General features: G+C 54.5%; 17 protein-coding genes. 12 read left to right on the forward strand and 5 right to left on the reverse strand.

Going from position 1 to position 19,108, the window contains the following annotated elements; genetic code table 11:
* Positions 1–2: 2 nt before the first annotated feature.
* The 9 genes from OB87_RS06830 to hycI are packed head-to-tail and all read left to right on the forward strand — an operon-like array spanning position 3 to position 8,673.
* Positions 3–950: a respiratory chain complex I subunit 1 family protein gene (locus OB87_RS06830; RefSeq protein ID WP_033568691.1), complete on the forward strand. Its 948-nt coding sequence runs from the start codon at positions 3–5 to the stop codon at positions 948–950.
* 16 nt (positions 951–966) lie between these two features.
* Positions 967–2,406, forward strand: coding sequence for a hydrogenase 4 subunit D (locus tag OB87_RS06835; RefSeq protein ID WP_033568692.1), 1,440 nt, complete (start codon positions 967–969; stop codon positions 2,404–2,406).
* 9 nt (positions 2,407–2,415) lie between these two features.
* A complete protein-coding gene (hyfE, locus tag OB87_RS06840) occupies positions 2,416–3,066 on the forward strand; it encodes a hydrogenase 4 membrane subunit (protein WP_033568693.1) in 651 nt (216 codons plus the stop codon).
* A gap of 5 nt (positions 3,067–3,071) precedes the next feature.
* On the forward strand, positions 3,072–4,703 hold the full coding sequence (locus OB87_RS06845; RefSeq protein WP_033568694.1) for a hydrogenase 4 subunit F: 1,632 nt from the start codon (positions 3,072–3,074) through the stop codon (positions 4,701–4,703).
* The gene (locus OB87_RS06850; RefSeq protein WP_033568695.1) at positions 4,696–6,423 is read left to right on the forward strand and encodes a hydrogenase large subunit; all 1,728 of its coding nucleotides are present in this window, start codon (positions 4,696–4,698) and stop codon (positions 6,421–6,423) included. Before OB87_RS06845 ends, OB87_RS06850 begins: the two co-directional genes overlap by 8 nt.
* Positions 6,424–6,433: 10 nt before the next feature.
* A complete protein-coding gene (gene hyfH, locus OB87_RS06855) occupies positions 6,434–7,003 on the forward strand; it encodes a hydrogenase 4 subunit H (RefSeq protein ID WP_033568696.1) in 570 nt (189 codons plus the stop codon).
* On the forward strand, positions 7,000–7,788 hold the full coding sequence (locus tag OB87_RS06860; RefSeq protein WP_033568697.1) for an NADH-quinone oxidoreductase subunit B family protein: 789 nt from the start codon (positions 7,000–7,002) through the stop codon (positions 7,786–7,788). The genes hyfH and OB87_RS06860 overlap by 4 nt, the downstream gene beginning before the upstream one ends.
* The gene (locus tag OB87_RS06865; protein ID WP_033568698.1) at positions 7,788–8,186 is read left to right on the forward strand and encodes a formate hydrogenlyase maturation HycH family protein; all 399 of its coding nucleotides are present in this window, start codon (positions 7,788–7,790) and stop codon (positions 8,184–8,186) included. Before OB87_RS06860 ends, OB87_RS06865 begins: the two co-directional genes overlap by 1 nt.
* Positions 8,179–8,673 carry a hydrogenase maturation peptidase HycI gene (gene hycI, locus OB87_RS06870; RefSeq protein ID WP_081977359.1) on the forward strand — a complete coding sequence of 165 codons (495 nt, stop codon included), beginning with the start codon at positions 8,179–8,181 and terminating at the stop codon, positions 8,671–8,673. The genes OB87_RS06865 and hycI overlap by 8 nt, the downstream gene beginning before the upstream one ends.
* A gap of 75 nt (positions 8,674–8,748) precedes the next feature.
* On the opposite strand, the gene OB87_RS06875 is transcribed toward hycI, so the two are convergent.
* The 4 genes from OB87_RS06875 to dhiT all read right to left on the reverse strand — a co-directional run bounded on the left by OB87_RS06875 (position 8,749) and on the right by dhiT (position 11,369).
* Complete coding sequence (locus tag OB87_RS06875) at positions 8,749–9,450, reverse strand: hypothetical protein (RefSeq protein WP_152605878.1); 702 nt, start codon at positions 9,448–9,450, stop codon at positions 8,749–8,751.
* Between the two features lie 5 nt (positions 9,451–9,455).
* Positions 9,456–10,316 carry a ComEC/Rec2 family competence protein gene (locus OB87_RS20555; RefSeq protein ID WP_152605879.1) on the reverse strand — a complete coding sequence of 287 codons (861 nt, stop codon included), beginning with the start codon at positions 10,314–10,316 and terminating at the stop codon, positions 9,456–9,458.
* Between the two features lie 296 nt (positions 10,317–10,612).
* Positions 10,613–11,104: a type II toxin-antitoxin system antitoxin DhiA gene (gene dhiA / locus OB87_RS06880; protein ID WP_033568700.1), complete on the reverse strand. Its 492-nt coding sequence runs from the start codon at positions 11,102–11,104 to the stop codon at positions 10,613–10,615.
* A gap of 7 nt (positions 11,105–11,111) precedes the next feature.
* Positions 11,112–11,369 (reverse strand): type II toxin-antitoxin system toxin DhiT, encoded by a 258-nt coding sequence (gene dhiT, locus OB87_RS06885; protein WP_033568701.1) that lies wholly within the window; start codon positions 11,367–11,369, stop codon positions 11,112–11,114.
* A gap of 495 nt (positions 11,370–11,864) precedes the next feature.
* Here dhiT and OB87_RS06890 point away from each other — a divergent pair, with 495 nt between their 5' ends.
* Together OB87_RS06890 and fdhF are read left to right on the forward strand one after the other, a co-directional pair.
* Positions 11,865–12,407: a 4Fe-4S dicluster domain-containing protein gene (locus tag OB87_RS06890; protein WP_033568702.1), complete on the forward strand. Its 543-nt coding sequence runs from the start codon at positions 11,865–11,867 to the stop codon at positions 12,405–12,407.
* A gap of 34 nt (positions 12,408–12,441) precedes the next feature.
* Positions 12,442–14,592 (forward strand): formate dehydrogenase subunit alpha, encoded by a 2,151-nt coding sequence (fdhF, locus tag OB87_RS06895; protein ID WP_033568703.1) that lies wholly within the window; start codon positions 12,442–12,444, stop codon positions 14,590–14,592.
* Positions 14,593–14,659: 67 nt separating this feature from the next.
* Here fdhF and flhA read toward each other — a convergent pair whose 3' ends face one another.
* Positions 14,660–16,837 (reverse strand): formate hydrogenlyase transcriptional activator FlhA, encoded by a 2,178-nt coding sequence (flhA, locus tag OB87_RS06900; protein WP_050515659.1) that lies wholly within the window; start codon positions 16,835–16,837, stop codon positions 14,660–14,662.
* Positions 16,838–17,766: 929 nt separating this feature from the next.
* Between flhA and OB87_RS06905 the strand changes: the two genes are divergently transcribed.
* Positions 17,767–19,056: a dicarboxylate/amino acid:cation symporter gene (locus OB87_RS06905; protein ID WP_033568704.1), complete on the forward strand. Its 1,290-nt coding sequence runs from the start codon at positions 17,767–17,769 to the stop codon at positions 19,054–19,056.
* The last annotated feature ends 52 nt before the right edge of the window (positions 19,057–19,108 follow it).

A 19,108-nucleotide genomic window follows, 5' to 3' on the forward strand; every position in this document is an offset into this window, starting at 1 on the left:
ACATGACTTACGTTTCACTCGTTTTTCCGCTGCTGGGCGCGCTGTTACAGGCGGTGCTGCTGATGGCAGCGGCTCCGCTGTTGTCCGGCATGTCGCGGGTGATCCGCGCCAAAATGCACTCCCGTCAGGGGCCGGGCGTATTACAGGATTACCGTGACATCTTCAAATTGCTGCGCCGTCAGGAAGTGGCCCCCGAGCACAGCGGCGGCGTGTTTCGCCTGATGCCGTTCGTGTTGCTCGCCACCATGCTACTGGTGGCGATGACACTGCCCGCCGTAACCGACGCATCGCCGTTCGGCGCAGCGGGTGACGTCATCACCCTGCTGTATCTGTTTGCGGTGTTTCGCTTCTTCTTCTCGTTGTCTGGTCTGGATTCCGGCAGCACTTTTGCCGGTATCGGTGCCAGCCGTGAGCTGACACTCGGCATTCTGGTGGAACCAATCCTGATGCTGGCGTTGCTGGTGGTGGCGTTGGTCGCCGACTCCACCAACATCGGCAACATCAGCGCCAAACTGGCGAGTGGCCACTGGGTGTCCCCTACGGCTACGGCATTAGCCTTGCTGGCCTGCGCGTTCGCCACCTTTATCGAGATGGGCAAAATCCCGTTCGATGTGGCAGAGGCGGAACAAGAGCTACAGGAAGGCCCGCTGACCGAATACGCCGGTGCCGGGCTGGCGCTGGTGAAATGGGGCATCAGCCTTAAACAGGTGGTCGTTGCCACACTGTTTTTGTCGATTTTCGTGCCATTCGGCAAAGCGGAAACGCTCACCACCGTCAACCTGTTGTGGGGTGTGCTGGCGCTGCTTATCAAGCTGGTAGTGGTGTTTGTCATCGCCGCGATTATCGAAAACAGTCTGGCGCGCGGGCGCTTTCTGCTGACCGGCCGGGTGACCTGGCTCGGCTTCGGCGTAGCCGCGCTGGCGTTTGTTTTCTACCTCACCGGACTATAAGGAGTCGGCATCCATCATGGAGAATATTGCTCTTGCTACCCTGTTGCTGCCGTTTCTCGGCGCGCTGTTGATAGCGTTTGCGCCGCAACGCCTTGCCAAAGGGTTATGTACGCTATTTGCCCTGCTGGCGACACTCGGCATGGCATTGCTGGCCTGGCGTTACCTCGACGGCGGCAAAACCGATCTGGTCGTTCCGCTTTATCGGTACGGTCAGGCCGATTTATTCGGTTTTGTGTTTGACCGCATCAGCCTGTTGATCGGCTTTGCCGTGGTATCGCTCGGTTTCCTGGTTAGCCTCTACTCGTGTGGCTACCTGACGCTGGGCAACCGCGAGCACCCACACGACGGCAGCAATCGCTACTACGCGTTTTTGCTGGTGTTCATCGGCGCAATGGCCGGGTTGACGCTGTCATCCACTATCCTCGGCCAGTTGTTGTTCTTTGAAATCACCGGCGGCTGTTCCTGGGCGTTGATTGGTTACTACCAGAAACCGAAGTCGCTACGCTCGGCACTGAAAGCACTGCTGGTGACCCATATCGCGTCGGTCGGCCTGTATCTGGCGGCGGCCTGGCTGTTCGCCACCACCGGCACCTTCGCGCTCAGTGCCATCGCACAGTTGGACGACAACAGCAAAATCATCGTATTCAGCGGCATTCTGTTCGCGGCCTGGGGCAAGTCAGCCCAGTTGCCGCTGCATGTCTGGCTGCCGGATGCGATGGAAGCGCCAACACCGGTGAGTGCCTACCTGCACGCCGCGTCGATGGTGAAAGTGGGCGTGTATATCTTTGCCCGCGCCATTCTGTCCGCCGTCGAGGTGCCGCATGTGATAGGCGTAGTCGGCGTCATCATGGCGACCATCACGCTGGTGTACGGCTTCCTGATGTACCTGCCACAAAAAGACATGAAGCGACTGCTGGCCTACTCCACCATCACCCAGCTGGCCTACATCTTTCTGGCGCTGTCGTTGTCCATCTTTGGTTCTCGCACGGCCTTCGACGCCGGTATGGCCTACATCTTCAACCACGCTTACGCCAAAAGCCTGTTCTTCCTGGTAGCAGGTGCCCTCAGCTACAGCTGCGGCACCCGTATGCTGCCGCAGTTGCGCGGCATGATGACGCGATTACCACTACTGGGCGTAGGGTTCTGCGTGGCGGCGCTGGCGATCACCGGCGTGCCGCCGTTCAACGGCTTCTTCAGCAAATTTCCGCTGTTCGCCGCCGGGTTTGCGCTGTCAAACGACATCTGGTGGCTGCTGCCGCTGCTGATTATCGCGCTGGTGGAATCGGTCGCCAGCTTTGCCTGGTTCCTCTACTGGTTTGGTCGTACCGTGCCGGGCGAGCCGTCCGATGACGTGGCGTCGGCCACATCGGTGCCGCTGTCGATGAATCTGGTGCTGCTGGTGCTGATAGTGATGTCGCTGTGCTCCAGCGTTATCGCCGCACTCTGGCTGAAATAAGGAATACCCATGACTGGATCACTTCTCGTCAATAATCTGGCTGGTTTGCTGATCATCACCTCGCTGCTGGTGATCGCCGCCAGAAAACCCACGGTGTCCGCCGCGCTGTACGCGTTGCAGTCGCTGGTACTGGTGCTGATTTTTGTGGCACTGGGTGGGTTGCTGGGCTCCCACGAGCTGTATCTGTGGTCGCTGACCGCGTTCATCACCAAGGTGGTGATGGTGCCCGCCATTATGAGTTTTGCCTTCTGCCGACTGGCAGACCCGAAAGCCGATGGCGGCGTGATTGGCACCGCCACATTGATACTGATCGCCACCCTGATTGTGCTGCTGAGCTACTTTGCCGTCTCGCCGGTAAAACTGCCAATGGTCAACGATCTTAAGCCGGTGCTGGCGGTATCGCTCGGCCACTTCCTGATCGGCCTGCTGTGCATCGTCAGCCAGCGCAACATTCTCAAACAGGTGTTCGGTTACTGCCTGATGGAAAACGGTGCCCACCTGACACTGGCGTTGCTGGCTTATCGCGCACCAGAACTGGTGGAAATCGGCATCGCCACCGACGCCATTTTCGCCGTCATCGTGATGGCTCTGATGGCGCGCAAAATCCACCGCACGCTGCACACGCTGGATGTTCAGCAACTGACCGCGCTGAAAGGATAATCACCATGACGACTTTGGATCTTTTTTCCCTGCTGCTGGGCGTGCCGTTTGCCGCCGCCCTGCTGGCGTTTGCCTGCCGCTTTACCGGCCCGGCAGCGCGCACGCTGGTGAGCCTGATTCATCTGCTCGGCATCAGTGCGCTGCTGCTGGTGGCATTGCTGGCGGTATGGACGGTATACCAGCAGGGTGAACTGCTGGCCGCCCACCGCTGGCTGCATCTCGACAGCCTGAGCGCATTGTTTCTGGCGATTCTCGGGGTCATCGGTTTTCTCACCGGCCTCTACTCGATGGGATACATGCGCCACGAGGTGGACGGCGGCGAAGTCAGCGTGACCACGTTGTGCCACTACTACGGCTTCTTCCACCTGTTCCTGTTCACCATGTTGCTGGTGATCACCAGTAATAACCTGATCCTGATGTGGGCGGCGATTGAAGCCACTACCTTGAGTTCAGCGTTTCTGGTGGGGCTGTACGGTCAGCGTTCGTCGCTGGAAGCTGCGTGGAAATACATCATCATTTGTACCGTCGGCGTCGCGTTCGGCCTGTACGGCACGGTGCTGGTGTACGCCAACGCCGCCAACGTGATGGCGGAACCGGGCAATGCCATCTTCTGGACCGAAGTACTGCAACACGCCAGCGAGCTGGACAGTACGCTGATGCATCTGGCGTTCATCTTTATTCTGATCGGTTTTGGCACCAAAACCGGCCTGTTTCCGATGCACGCCTGGCTGCCGGACGCCCACAGTGAGGCACCCAGCCCCACCAGCGCCCTGCTCTCCGCCGTGCTGCTCAACTGCGCACTGTTGGTGATTGTGCGTTACACCATCCTGATAAGCGCGGCTATCGGCCCTGAATTCCCGCAACGGCTGTTGTTGATATTCGGCTTGCTGTCGGTGGCCGTCGCCGCGTTCCTGATTCTGGTACAGCGCGACATGAAACGCCTGCTGGCCTACTCCAGCGTGGAAAACATGGGGCTGATCGCCGTGGCGCTCGGCATCGGCGGCCCGCTCGGCATTCTGGCCGCGCTGCTGCACACCCTGAATCACAGTCTGGCGAAGACCTTGCTATTCTGCGGCTCCGGTAACGTGCTGCTGAAATACGGCACCCGCGATATGGACGCGGTGAAGGGCATCCTGCGCGTTGCGCCGGTAACCGGTGCGCTGCTGGCCGGTGGCGCGCTGGCGCTTGGCGGTATGCCGCCGTTCAACGTGTTCCTGAGCGAATTCATGACGGTGACCGCCGGTATCCACGCCGGTCAGTTGCCACTGGTGCTGGTGTTGTTGGTGCTGCTGACCGTGGTGTTGGCCGGGCTGGTGCGGATGATCGCCACCAGTGTGCTGGGCAGCCAGCCGGAAGCGGTCAGCAAAGGCGAGCTGGGTTGGCTGACTACCGCACCGATGCTGATTCTGCTGGTATTAATGCTGGTGATGGGGACGCATATTCCACAGCCAGTCACCCATTTGCTGGAGCGTGCCACCGCCATTGTGCTGAACGGCAACCCGGCGGGTGAGCAAGCGCAGCCCAGCCTGGGTTGGCCTGCGCTGAACGCCAGTACCACCACGCCGAGTACTGGCACGCCAGATACGGCACCCGCTTCATCGTTAACCCCTTCCCGTCAGGAGATGTACCGTGATTAATTCATCCGCTGCGACCAGTGCTGAAAATTTAGGCGCTAATTACGTCGCCCATGTCAGACAGCAATTCCCGACGGCGATTCTGGAAGAAGAACGGCAAACCGCCAATCAGTTGACCATCACCGTCAAACTTCACCAGTTGCCGGAGGTGGTGGAATACCTCTATTACCAGCACGGCGGCTGGCTGTCGGTGCTGTTCGGCAACGACGAACGTACCCTCAACGGCCATTTCGCCGTCTACTATGTGTTGTCGATGGAACAGGGCGAAAAATGCTGGGTAGTGGTGAAAGCGCTGGTCAACCCAACGGTGCCGGAATTCCCGTCGGTAACGCCGCGCGTACCCGCCGCCGTGTGGGGTGAGCGCGAAGTACGCGACATGTACGGGCTGATCCCGGTTGGCCTGCCGGATGAGCGCCGCCTGGTGCTGCCGGACGACTGGCCGGACGAACTCTACCCGCTGCGCAAAGACGCGATGGATTACCGCCAGCGCCCTGCCCCCACCCGTGACGACGAGTCCTACACCTTCGTCAATGAAGCCACCGGCGACACCCGTGTCGTGCCGATCGGCCCGATGCACATCACCTCCGACGAACCGGGGCACTTCCGGTTGTTCGTCGACGGTGAGCAGATTATCGACGCCGACTACCGTTTGTTCTACGTCCATCGCGGCATGGAAAAGCTGGCGGAAACCCGTATGGGTTACAACGAAGTCACCTTCCTGTCTGACCGGGTGTGCGGCATCTGCGGTTTCACCCACAGCGTGGCGTATACCTCATCGATCGAGAACGCGCTGGGCGTGGTGGTGCCAGCGCGCGCGCATACCATCCGCAGCATTTTGCTGGAGGTCGAGCGCCTGCACAGTCACCTGCTGAATATTGGGCTGTCGAGCCACTTTGTCGGCTTCGACACCGGGTTCATGCAGTTCTTCCGGGTGCGTGAAAAATCAATGCAGATAGCCGAGATGCTGACCGGCGCGCGCAAAACCTACGGCCTTAACCTGATTGGCGGCATTCGCCGCGACATTCTGAAAGAAGACCGCCTGAAGACCATCAAACTGATTCGTGAAATGCGCGAAGAAGTCACACAACTGACCGACATGCTGCTGAATACCGCCAATATGGCGCAGCGCACCCAGGGTATCGGCGTGCTCGACCGTCAGGTGGCGCGCGATTATAGCCCGGTAGGGCCGATGATCCGCGCCAGTGGCTTCCAGCGCGACGTGCGTGTTGACCACCCGTTCGCGGGCTATCTGGACCTGCCGATGGAACTGCATCACCTCGACGCCGGTGACGTTTACTCCCGTGTGCTGGTGCGGGTGCGGGAGGTGTTCACCTCGCTGGCGATGATCGAGTTCGGGCTGGATAACATGCCGGAAGGGCCGATCCTCAACGAGCATATCCACTATCAGCCGCACAAGTTCGCACTGGGCTTTACCGAAGCGCCACGCGGCGAAGACATTCACTGGAGTATGACCGGTGACAACCAGAAGCTGTTCCGCTGGCGTTGCCGCGCGGCCACCTATGCCAACTGGCCGGTGCTGCGCTTTATGCTGCGTGGCAACACGATATCAGACGCGCCGCTGATCATCGGTAGCCTCGACCCTTGTTACTCCTGTACCGACCGCGTCACGCTGGTGGATGTGCGCAAGAAAAAAATCACCACCGTGCCGTACAAAGAAATTGAGCGCTACGGGCTGGAACGTACCCGTTCGCCGCTGAAATGAGGGAGGCCCCATGATTAAACTGTTCAAAACCATCCTCAAAGCGGGTAACAGCACGGTGAAATACCCGTTCGCCCCGCTGGCGGTGCCCGCCGGATTTCGCGGCAAACCGGAGTACGACCCGGAGCAATGCATCGGTTGCGCGGCCTGTACCATGGCCTGCCCGGCCAACGCGCTGACCATGGCTAATGATCTGGATAACGGCACCCGCACCTGGCAACTGTTTCTCGGCCGCTGCATCTTCTGCGGCCGCTGTGAAGAAGTGTGCCCGACCCGCGCCATCGTGCTGTCGCAAGATTTCGAAATGGCGGTCGCCAGCAAGGCCGACCTGTATCAGCGAGCCACCTTTCGGTTGCTGAACTGCCATGTTTGCCAGCAGCCGTTCGCGCCACAGAAAGAGGTGGAGTACGCCATGGCGCTGCTGGCGCACGCCGGTGTGCCGGAAAGCGAGGTGGAATCTCGCCGTCATCAGTTCGAAACCTGTCCGGACTGCAAACGCAAACAAAACATGAACCATCAGGGCAACGTGCAGTTAAACCAGCACCTGTCCACCCCGACCACGCACAGGGGGAACGCACAATGAGTATGCTGCCCAACGGGGTTGATCACTACCAGACCACCCCGATTACACTGGATGAACAAGCCCAACAGCTGAAAAAGACACTGCTGAAGGACATCCAGCGCTCGGCCTATGTTTACCGTGTGGACTGCGGCGGTTGTAACGGCTGCGAGATAGAAATTTTCTCCGCCATCACCCCGCTGTTCGACGCCGAACGCTTCGGCATCAAAGTGGTGGCATCGCCGCGCCACGCCGACATTCTGCTGTTTACCGGCGCGGTAACCCGCGCCATGCGAACCCCAGCGCTACGTGCCTATGAATCGGCACCGGATCCGAAAATCTGCATCTCCTACGGTGCCTGTGGCTGCGGCGGCGGCATCTTCCACGATTTGTACTGCGTGTGGGGCGGCAGCGACAAGATTGTGCCGATCGACGTCTACATCCCCGGTTGCCCGCCGACCCCAGCGGCAACCATTTATGGTTTCGCCGTGGCATTGGGGCTGCTGGAGCAAAAACTGCACGGCAGCGACCACCAACAGGCCGACCATGAAAAAGCCGCGCTGATTCATGCGGCACTGCCGCTGGATTTACGGGTACGGGTGGAGCGGGAAGCCCGTTTAATGGCGGGGTATCGCCAGGGGCGAGAAATCAGCGATCGTTTCCTTGGGCTGCTGGAAAACCAGCCACTGGAAGGGTTTGAGCAACGGGTTACCGGCTGGCTTGATCAGCATAACGACCCTCGGCTGAACGAGATCGTCGGTCGCCTGCTGCGCATTTACCACGCCATGCTGAATGGGGAGATCCTGTGATGAGTAGCGTGCGTTTCTATGCCCTGAACCGCAAATTTCTCGACAGCCGCGACAAAATACCGGAACAGGCACAGCAAGTGATGTATTACTCACTGGCTATCGGCCATCACGTCGGTGTTATCGACTGCCTGAAACAGGTGCTGCACTGCCCACTGGCAGGGTACGAAGGCTGGGTCGGCCAACTGAGCGATGATGAAGCCCGCCGCAAAATGCTGGGCCTGCTGCGCTTTGGCGAAATCACCATTGACCACACCCACACCGCCCTGCTGGGCGGTGCATTCAGCGCACTAGCACCGCAAGACAGCAACCCGGAGTGGACCGCGACACTGATGGACTACCTCGCCGCCATGCAACGGGAACCGGCTCTTTATCTGATGGTGAAACGTATCGATGACTGAACATCTGCATAATGAAGCGCCACTGTATATCGAAAACATGGTGCTGACCGTCGGGAACACCCTGATGGGCGATGATGGTGCCGGTCCGCTGCTGGCGGAACGCATGAGCCAGCAGCCCGTAGCGGGTTGGTCGGTGATTGACGGCGGCGCTATCCCGGAAAATGCCGCCCACACGCTGCGGGAACTGAAGCCCCGCCGCCTGCTGGTGGTGGACGCCACCGATATGGGGCTTGCACCCGGTGAAATCCGCATCGTCGACCCGGACCGTATCGCCGAAGATATGCTGATGAATACCCACAGCCTGCCGCTGAATTACCTGATCGACAGCCTGAAGGAAGACATTCCCGAGGTGATTTTCGTCGGCATCCAACCAATGCTGGTGGCGTTCTACTTCCCGATTAGCCCGGAAGTAACCCAGGCGGTGGACACCCTGTATCAGCGCTTATCCGGCTGGGAGGAGAACGGCGGGTTTGAGGTGCTGGCGTGAATAATAACACCGGTAATAACCGGTGTTATTTCTTAAAAAAGAGAAACACATGCGTTTACAATACACCGTCAATAATTACCCCACACTATTCTTGTTATCTTTTTCAAGATACTCCTGAAAAAGAACCCGTGCATATTGAATTCCTAACCTTTCAATAATAAATCGCGATGTAAAAATTAAAATCAGCGCAAAGAAATCATAAGCCAATGTAATATGAAATGCCCATTTAGGGAATAAACCATCCCAATATATATATCCACATACAATCCCTGCGAGTAGTGCAGGGACACTAGCACCGATTAGATTCCTGAAAAAACCGTATTCAATATTAAATCGTAATAGTTTTTTTGGATTTCCAACAAATTTTCGTATCCGACCAACAATATCAGCATTATGGCGACGAACTTGATGATTATCTCCCATAACTTGAGATAATAGAGCAATTTGAAAATCTTTTTGAATTTTTTTGTCAATATTATCTCGCTGAGCACTACTCATCTCTATATTTGTTGCTAAAAGCAATCGGGTAGTAGGAAAATTCAATTCATCCTTTGAGACCCAACGCTGGAATATCTCTAATCCAATGAATCGATTAACCTGCATCATAAAATAGACTAATGCTGCTGAAGCGACACCTTTACCAAATAACCATGTCATAGTATCGGATTCCAACCATTGACTTGCTTGAGTATCAAACAAGACATTGCATAATAATAAAATTGGCGGTGCGGCCAACGCCGTTGGCGCGAGGCGAGCCTTAAAAGTATACTCACTCATGATAATCATATACTGTATGCACGAAAAGTCGGCATTCCCGAAGAAGGCACCGTCACCAAAATGTGTCCATCGTTACGCGTTGTTAATACTTTCCGTCTAGATTCATCTCCAGAGCCTGATGTATATACAACCCCATCGCTTCTTACATGATTAGAATATGAGTTTGACATTCCATTCTGAGTACCATGAATAATCTCTTTATCTGATATAATCACGCAATCTGGCTGACAGTAATCAAATACACCCGCATGATATCCATTCTCTCTACCGTGGTGTGCTGCTACAAAAATATTCGATTTTCCAAGCCAACTTTGGACATCAGTCTTTGACAACATCAACTCCCAACTTCTTCTTTCTAGGTCACCTGGTATACAAATAGTTATATCACCATACTTAATGAAAATCATTTGGCTCAAGTGGTTTGTTTCGATAGGAATACCAGCCTCCCTAAGTTCATCTTGCTGTAGCAGAAATCGTTTTTTAGTAAATGGTGGGTTGTAATTTTCTACAGATGATGTATATCGATTACGAATATCCTCCAAAGTATCTAATGCAGTAGTGGATTCGCTCTTTAAATCACGAATCTGATTCATGGATAAATTATTAGGCAGCAATACACTTTTAATATCTACAAATCCATTTACTCTTGGCAAATCACTAAAATGGTCATGATCGTAATTCGTAATAATCAAACTACGAAGGCACTCTTTATTATTTTCCCTAGGAAGATATTTTTTAAAATCATCAATAGGATGAAAATTATCATCATGCCCACAATCAACCATCATAGCATAATTATTATCTTCAGGAACAACTCCGATACATTGACCTAATGCCACATTATATATAATAAATTTACAAGTCATATATTATCCCTTACGATTAGCACTATTACGAACAATAATAAAAGCATTTCTTTTTATGAAAGATGATGCAGAATTAAATATATCATACATTTAATTTATCTCTACAAATTCAAACTCAATTATTATCACATAAATAATTTACATGATTATAATTTATGATGTATTTGATTATTGGAAAATAACCATTGAATAAATAACAAAAAAAAAAATTAAATGAAGATTTAAATTACAAGCTCCGCATCCATCAATGAGCATGGGTATATAGAAATGGTAATAAACAGGATTACTCCTCTACATTATTCTTTTTCTTCCAGTTGCAACACGGTATGCGCCAGGCTAACCACCGTCGCCAGGCTGACATGGGTATTTTTATTCAGCGACTTATACAGGCTGGTGCGGCTTTTCGCCCCCGCCTCTTTGGCGACAGTACTGTTGCCGTGCTTTGCCACCGCGATTTTTAACGCCGCTTGCAGAATTTCCGGCCGGTTTTCAATCACGGCATCATAGAAGGCGCGAGAAATAACATCAGCGAAGTTATTTTCCCGCACCGCCAACGTGTGGCTGACATACTCCCCTTTTTTTCGCAATTCCGACGCGGAAATCTTGATATCTGGTGACCATTCCAGTGCACCATCCGGCAACAGTCCAAACTTGATGAACAGGCTGGCGTTCGAAAATACCGGGCTGGAGGCATACTGATAAAGATTGATGTCGCAAACCAAACCATCTTCATAGGTCAGGCGCAACGAAAAGTCACCAATAACATCAACTTCTACGATTTTATGCATAAGTTCCTCACAGTTTTCCCGGATTTCGCCCCACTACCGCCCGCTCCCACATACTCAGCAGTTGTTCCCGATGGGTTCTGATATGTGCAAGCGCCAGTTTGCGCTTGTTATTCGGCAGATATCCTTCGATCTCGGTTCCGGTACGAATACTGATGATCAGCTCATGGTTGCCGTAGCAGACATGAACGTGCGGCAAGTGGTGCCGTTCATCATCGTAAAAGTACAAATGGAAGATTAACCCTGCCAGTCTGTCAATCTCAGGCATTGGCACTCCTTGTCAATGAATAGCGTAACACCGTATCCCAAGGGATACAATCACCCTATTTCAGTCTTCCGCCCAGCAAAAGGCTTCATATTGATTTCACTGAGAAATAAAAAGCCACTGCGCAGCGCTGAAATAGGCGGGTAAAGCGCCATCGCGCTGAAGACACCATAAAGGCCAGGCTTTCTCACCTCGACAGGCTGTTTTCAACACTGGAACACGCTTCGCACTAGATGGGGTTATTTGTCTGTCACTGCGACCTGCATCGCACCGGGCACACATCGTCAAATCTGCCGAATCTCGTCGTCCGACACTCGTCACTGACGGGTAAAAGGTGATTTACTTTCGAAGGAACTACTTTAAATATATTTAAAATCAATACCATAAATCATAAGCATTCATTCTGGCATAAACCCTGCTTTATGGGTGGTGATGTGTCGGTGGCTACGTCGTCGACATAACCCTTAGTCCATCAGAGCCGCGGAAGGAGACCCTGTCATGAACCGGTTCGTTTTAGCAGACCCCAGGAAATGTATTGGCTGCCGCACCTGCGAAGTTGCCTGTGTGTTGGCGCACAGCGATGGTAACCCGTCGTCGCTGTCGCCAGAGCATTTCACACCGCGCCTGAAAGTGGTGAAGGGGCTGAATGTCAGTACCACCATTCAATGCCGCCACTGTGAAGACGCGCCTTGCGCCAATGTTTGCCCGAATGGGGCTATCGAACACGCAGGCGACCATATCCGGGTGCAGCAAGAGAAATGCATTGGTTGTAAAACCTGCGTAGTGGCCTGCCCTTACGGTGCCATGACGGTGATCAGTAAACCGGTAGCGCGTATCAGCCATTATCAGACGCTGGGCAACTGCATCAAGGCAGAGGCGCATAAGTGCGATCTGTGTGAAGGTCGCGCCAACGGCCCGGCCTGTGTTGAAGTCTGCCCGACCAAAGCCCTGCGCCTGATAAGCAGAGAAGACATTCAGGAAATGATCCAACGTAAACAGCGGCGCGCTGCACTGGATGAAGCCGCGGAAATGAAATTCTGAGCGTGCCGTCGGTACGATGAAGGAGAGCAATGTCATGCAGAAAGTGATTACCGTCTGCCCTTACTGTGGGTCAGGCTGCAAAATTAACCTGTTGGTGGAAAACGGTAAAGTGGTCGGCGCAGAAGGTGCCAACGGCTTGACCAACGAAGGCGAGTTATGCCTGAAAGGTTACTACGGCTGGGATTTTCTTAACGATACCAAGCTGTTAACCCCGCGCCTGAAACAACCGATGATCCGCCGCCAGAAAGGCGCACCGTTCGAAGTGGTATCCTGGGACGAAGCTATCGATTTCGCCAGTTCGCGCCTGAAAGCCATCAAGGAGAAATACGGTCCGGACGCCATCATGCACACCGGTTCGTCCCGCGGGCCGGGTAATGAAACCAACTATGTGATGCAGAAATTCGCCCGTGCGGTCACCGGCACCAACAACATCGACTGTTGCGCCCGTGTGTGCCACGGCCCGTCAGTGTCTGGGTTGCAGGTCACACTGGGCAACGGTGCGATGAGTAACTCAATCTGCGAAATCGAACACACCGACTGCATTCTGGTGTTCGGTTACAACGCGGCGGATTCCCACCCGATTGTGGCGCGCCGCATCATCAAGGCCAAAGAGCGTGGTGCCAAAATCATCGTCTGCGACCCGCGCCATATCGAAACCGCCCGTATCGCCGACCTGTGGCTGCCGCTGAAAAACGGCTCCAACATGGCGCTGGTCAACGCCTTCGCCAATGTGCTGATCAATGAAGGGCTGTATAACGCCAACTTCGTGGCCCAACATACCGAAGGATTCGAGGAATACCGTAATCTGGTGGCGAAGTACACGCCGGAATACGTGGCGGACATCACCGGTCTTGACCCGCAGTTAATCCGTGATGCTATTCGGATGTATGCCGCGGCACCATCCGCCACCATACTGTGGGGCATGGGTGTGACCCAGTGGACGCAAGGCGTGGATGTGGTGAAAGGCTTGTCCGGTCTGGCGTTGCTCACCGGCAACCTCGGCCGCCCGAATGTCGGCGTCGGCCCGGTACGTGGGCAAAACAACGTGCAGGGTGCCTGCGATATGGGTGCGCTGCCGAATCAGTTCCCCGGCTACCAGAAAGTCACCGACGCGGATGTGCGCGAAAAATTCGCCAAAGCCTGGGGCGTGCCATCGCTGTCCGACCGTATCGGCTACTCGCTGACCGACGTGCCACACATGATCAAGGAAGGCAAGATCAAGGCCAATTACCTGATGGGCGAAGACCCACTGCAAACCGAACCGGATTTGTCAGTGGTGCGCGAAACCTTCAACCAGTTGGAACTGCTGATCGTTCAGGACATCTTCATGACCAAGACCGCCGCCGTGGCGGACGTGATCTTCCCTGCGACCTCCTGGGGCGAACATGAAGGGGTTTACTCCGCCGCCGACCGTGGCTTCCAGCGTTTTTACAAGGCGGTTGAACCGCAGGGCAACGTCAAACCGGACTGGGAAATCATCAGCCTGATGGCGACCGCGCTGGGTTACCCGATGCATTACAACAACACCCAGGAAATTTGGGATGAGTTGCGCAATCTGTGCCCGCTTTACTACGGCGCGACCTACGAGAAAATGTCCGGCCTGGGTTACGTGCCGTGGCCGTGCCTGACAGAAGATAGCCCCGGTACACCGTGGCTGTACGCGGGCAACCAGTTCGACCGCCCGAATGGCAAAGGCTTACTGTTCGCAACCGAATGGCACCCGCCGATGGAGCAAACCGACGCTGATTATCCGCTGGTGCTTTCTACCGTGCGTGAAGTCGGTCACTACTCCTGCCGTTCCATGACCGGCAACTGTACCGCGCTGCAAACGCTGGCGGACGAACCGGGCTACGTGCAGATGAACCCGGAAGACGCCGCCCGTCTCGGCATTCGCGATCAGCAACTGACATGGGTGGCATCACGCCGCGGCAAAGTGATCAGCCGGGCGATGGTCAGCGAACGCATCAATAAAGGCGCGGTGTACATGACCTATCAGTGGTGGATCGGTGCCTGTAACGAGCTGACACTGGACGAAGTGGACCCGATCGCCAAAACACCGGAATACAAGCATTGTGCGGTGAAACTGGAACCGATCGCCGACCAGAACTGGGCGGAGAACTACGTCAAACAGGAGTACAGCGCGTTGAAAGCCCGTCTGCGTAAAGAAGCGGAAGTCGCGGGTTGATCCCTACCCCTCCTCCCCGCTCGGGGAGGAGGATTTTTCAGGCCATCTCACTATCCCATCGCCTTAATCAGGAAATCCCTTCGATTTCTCGGGCGGAAATCCCCATACGTTGCATCCGCGACAACAAGGTGGTGCGTTTCAGCCCAAGCCGGGCTGCCGCGCCCTTTGGACCGGCGACGATGCCGTTGGTTTCCCGCAATACCCGGATAATTCGCTCACGCTCCGACTCCTCTTCGGCATCCCACTGCCCGGATGTCGGCTCGCTCACCCTCGGCGGCGGCGTAACGTCATGGTGAGCCGGTTTGGGCACCTCTAACGGTGACAGATGATGCTGCAATTCATCTATCTGCAAATTAAGCGTGGTGCCACGCGTTAGGATCACCGCCCGTTCCACCACATTTTCCAGTTCCCGCACGTTACCGGGCCACGGTAAACGGCTCAGTTGGCGCAGCATCTCCGACGGTATGCTGTCGATAGTGCGGTTCATACGACGGGCTATCTTGCGGGTGAAAAACTTCACCAGCAGCGGAATATCTTCCGGCCGCTCGCGCAACGGCGGAATGACGATAGGAAACACGTTGAGGCGGTAATACAGGTCGCTGCGGTACTCACGGTCCGCTACCATCTGTTTCAGGTCACGGTTGGTAGCGGCAATCAACCGCACGTCCACTGGAATGACTTTGCTGCCGCCCAGCCGTTCTATCTCCCGCTCCTGCAACACCCGCAGTAGTTTGGGCTGCAATTCCAGCGGGATATCGCCCACTTCATCCAGAAACAGCGTGCTGTTATCCGCCAGTTCAAACCGCCCCTGCCGCTGGTTGGTGGCACCGGTGAACGCCCCCTTTTCATGGCCGAACAGGTCACTTTCCAGCAGACCGGACGGAATGGCAGCACAGTTCATTTTCACCATATGCTGGGCTTTACGCTGGCTCAGGCTGTGAATAGCGCGGGCAATCAGCTCCTTGCCGGTGCCGGTTTCGCCCAGGATCAGCACCGTGCTGTCGCTGGCCGCCACCATCTCCACCTGCTCCAATACTTGCCGAATGGCGGCGCTGCGGCCGATGATTTCACCAAACTCGTCACCGCTGCGCTGATGAATATGCTCGGTAAGCTGTTCCGTGAGATAGAAATTCTCATGCACCAGCGAATCTTTCATGCGGGTGATTTGCTCGTAAGCCAGCGCGTTATCCAGCGCAATGGCGATACGCGCAGCAATCTGCCGTAACAAACGCAGATCCGACTCGCTGACCGCCAACGGTGAGCGGTGCGCCAACTCCAGCACCCCCAGCGTCCGGTTACCAAACGCCAGCGGCAACAGGCAGACATGAGACAACGCCTTGTCAAACCACTGACTGAGCGGGCGTGGCTCACCGGCCAGGGGGCGCTCCGCCACCCGAACCAGTTGCGGCTGATGCTGGGCCATCACGTCGTCTGCCAGCGTTTGTGCCCGATCCACCTCACCTTGCACCGTTTTCGGCGCGCCAGCCTGCGGGTAGACGGTGGCAAAATACTTGAGCGCTTGCGTTTCGCCCTCACCTTCTTTTAATACCAGCGCAATAAAGTCGATGCCGAAGAAGCGGTGGATTTCGCGTGACACCTCTAGCGCCAGCGCTTTCAGTTCCAGTTTGGAGATGACCGTATTGGTGACATCGACCAGAATGCGCAGATGGTCGCGTTCATGGCGCAACCGTTCTTCTTCTTGCAGCACCTGTTCGCGTTCGCTAATGCTTTCCACCACCAGCGCCACCACGCCGGATAACGCCTGAAAAAAATCGAGTTCGCTGTCGGTAAAATGGCTGCCATCCGTCTTGATAAATTCCACCCCGCCCAGCCCACGGTGCGTACCACGCAGAGGCAACTGGCAATAGTCACTCAACCCGGCGTAGGCGGGTTGGTCGGTCAGATGGGGGAAATCGCGCAGAAAATGCGTGCGATCACAGCGCAGTGGATTCTGGGTGCTCCACACCACGCCACCGGGGCCGTTTGCCAGCAGAACCGCTTCGTCACTACATTGGGTAAGCCCGGATTCGCGGTCATGCCGATAGAAATTCATCTGGTTATGCAGCGGGTCAAGCAAGATCAGATTAACCCGGCCAAAGCGCACCACAGAAAATGACACACCATCCAGCGCCTGCAAGAGATCGGGGATGTTGCGCTGTTGCAACAGTGACTGAGAAATTTTCAGCAAGGCATCCTGCCACAGAATAGACAACCGGGTTGGAGAGTCTGTCAGTCGTGTCGCCATAACCACCGTAATCCAATGTCCATAGATAGTGAGGGTAAACAACCAGTGAAGGTAAACAGTGTAAGAGCTTCACTGACGAAATGACACGTCGCCTCACCAATAGCTTGATCTGAATCGTGCTAACCAGAGCATACCCGCGACAAACGGTTACCGGATGAGCAACCGCCGATGAACCCAGCAGACAATAATAAGAACCATTTACCATTAAGGTCGTATTTTATACAATGTTTATTAACAAACCTTGCCGATAAAATATTACCTCCGAGTCTCTCACCTCATTAATGTGACTAAAACGTCATCACATAAAAACCAAAAATCAACATTTCAGCTACACGCCAAAAAAAGAAAATAACATTTGTTACCCTATCCAATGTCATTAAAGCAGGTTACTAAAATTGCTGTTGTTTTTATTCAATCGCGGCACTGTTACTTCATAGTGAGTCAGATTTTATTTCCATTAATAAAAGGGTAATTACTGTTTATTAATCACTCATGTCATCACCCAATAATAAAACCATGAACGGATAAAAATAGTTCAGTGACGATTATTGGATTTATTGCTGACTAAGGCTTAGATATAAGAAAAAATTATGATTAATGCAGAAGTCATGGTTCAAGCCACAAGGAAAATAATTTAATTTATTGATAAATAAATACTTTTTAAAAACAATACCCACGAAAAACACAAGGTCTTTGTGCGAAAACAAGGGGTAAATAATGCATTTTTGCCCTCATTAAGTGATGCATTTCATTTTATCAGCAGAAAAAAAGGGCAAAAATCCGATTTCGTTGTAATATTTCGCGCGGCAGACACAACACCCCACAAACAAATCAGGGTATCGGCCTGCGTATGTCTCACGACATCTCTGACCGCTACGCTGCAATAACACTGTGTGTTGTCTGAATACATTCATCAACATGAGGTCAATATGCAAAGGCAGAAGTTATTAATACAGATATGCTTGGCGATCGTGCTCGGTATTCTGATTGGTTGGGCATGTCACACCTATCTGGACGGTGCCCGCGCCAAAGAAGTGGCGTCTTACTTCAATATGGTCACCGACATCTTCCTGCGCCTGATCAAAATGATCATTGCGCCGCTGGTGTTCGCCACCCTGGTTTCTGGCCTGGCAAGTATGGGCAACTCTTCTGCCGTGGGCCGTGTCGGCCTGAAAGCAATGACCTGGTTTGTTACTGCGTCGTTCCTGTCACTGCTGATCGGTATGATGCTGGCGAACTTCTTCCAGCCGGGCGTCGGCATGAATCTGGTCGCGCCAGTCAACCATGTCACCACCGGTCTGAATACCGATGGTTTCACGCTGAAAAACTTCATCAGCCATATCTTCCCGAAAAGCATCGTGGAAGCGATGGCTAACAACGAAATCCTGCAGATTCTGGTGTTCTCGCTGTTCTTCGGTTCTGCGCTGGCTTACGTCAAACACCATAACAAACAGGCCAACTTCATTCTGTCCACCATCGAAGAGCTGGCTAAAGTGATGTTCCGCGTGACCGACTACGTGATGGCGCTGGCACCGATTGCCGTCTTCGCGGCGATTGCGTCCGCCATCACGACTCAGGGTCTGGGTCTGATCTACGACTTCGGCAAGCTGATCGGCGAGTTCTATCTCGGTCTGGCGCTGCTGTGGACGGTACTGTTCCTGGTGGGTTACGCCTTCCTTGGCCGCTCCATCGCGGTACTGGCCCGCTTGATTCGCGAACCGACCATGCTGGCGTTCGCTACCGCCAGCAGCGAGTCAGCCTACCCGAAAACCATGGATGCCCTGACCCGTTTCGGCGTACCGAAGAAGATCACCAGCTTTGTGCTGCCGCTGGGTTACTCCTTCAACCTGGACGGCTCCATGATGTACCAGTCGTTCGCGATTCTGTTCATCGCTCAGGCGTACAATATTGACCTGAGCCTGACCCAGCAGATCCTGATCCTGCTGACGCTGATGATCACCAGTAAAGGCATGGCGGGCGTCGCGCGCGCCTCCGTGGTAGTGGTTGCCGCCACGCTGCCGATGTTCAACCTGCCGGAAGCCGGTATCCTGCTGATTCTGGGTATCGACCAGTTCCTGGATATGGGCCGTACCGCGACCAACGTTATCGGCAACAGTATCTCGACCGCCGTGGTGGCTAGCCTGGAAAAAGACATCACCGACGACGAGGAAGAGCCTGAGGCGGAAGGGGTGCTGCAACAGGCCAGACAAGACGCCTGACCGTTTCCGGCAATATCGTCAGTTACAGACAGCGGCCTTATGGCCGCTGTTT

It is taken from the genome of Dickeya undicola (assembly GCF_000784735.1).
Lineage (GTDB): Bacteria > Pseudomonadota > Gammaproteobacteria > Enterobacterales > Enterobacteriaceae > Dickeya > Dickeya undicola.

Coding starts and splice junctions, on each gene's coding strand:
- dhiA (WP_033568700.1), bottom strand. CDS start 11,104: ATGCATAAAATCGTAGAAGTTGATGTTATTGGTGACTTTTCGTTGCGC.
- flhA (WP_050515659.1), bottom strand. CDS start 16,837: ATGGCGACACGACTGACAGACTCTCCAACCCGGTTGTCTATTCTGTGG.
- OB87_RS06830 (WP_033568691.1), top strand. CDS start 3: ATGACTTACGTTTCACTCGTTTTTCCGCTGCTGGGCGCGCTGTTACAG.
- OB87_RS06845 (WP_033568694.1), top strand. CDS start 3,072: ATGACGACTTTGGATCTTTTTTCCCTGCTGCTGGGCGTGCCGTTTGCC.
- OB87_RS06860 (WP_033568697.1), top strand. CDS start 7,000: ATGAGTATGCTGCCCAACGGGGTTGATCACTACCAGACCACCCCGATT.
- hyfE (WP_033568693.1), top strand. CDS start 2,416: ATGACTGGATCACTTCTCGTCAATAATCTGGCTGGTTTGCTGATCATC.
- OB87_RS06905 (WP_033568704.1), top strand. CDS start 17,767: ATGCAAAGGCAGAAGTTATTAATACAGATATGCTTGGCGATCGTGCTC.
- dhiT (WP_033568701.1), bottom strand. CDS start 11,369: ATGCCTGAGATTGACAGACTGGCAGGGTTAATCTTCCATTTGTACTTT.
- OB87_RS06865 (WP_033568698.1), top strand. CDS start 7,788: ATGAGTAGCGTGCGTTTCTATGCCCTGAACCGCAAATTTCTCGACAGC.
- hyfH (WP_033568696.1), top strand. CDS start 6,434: ATGATTAAACTGTTCAAAACCATCCTCAAAGCGGGTAACAGCACGGTG.
- hycI (WP_081977359.1), top strand. CDS start 8,179: ATGACTGAACATCTGCATAATGAAGCGCCACTGTATATCGAAAACATG.
- OB87_RS06875 (WP_152605878.1), bottom strand. CDS start 9,450: ATGAGTGAGTATACTTTTAAGGCTCGCCTCGCGCCAACGGCGTTGGCC.
- fdhF (WP_033568703.1), top strand. CDS start 12,442: ATGCAGAAAGTGATTACCGTCTGCCCTTACTGTGGGTCAGGCTGCAAA.
- OB87_RS20555 (WP_152605879.1), bottom strand. CDS start 10,316: ATGACTTGTAAATTTATTATATATAATGTGGCATTAGGTCAATGTATC.
- OB87_RS06890 (WP_033568702.1), top strand. CDS start 11,865: ATGAACCGGTTCGTTTTAGCAGACCCCAGGAAATGTATTGGCTGCCGC.
- OB87_RS06835 (WP_033568692.1), top strand. CDS start 967: ATGGAGAATATTGCTCTTGCTACCCTGTTGCTGCCGTTTCTCGGCGCG.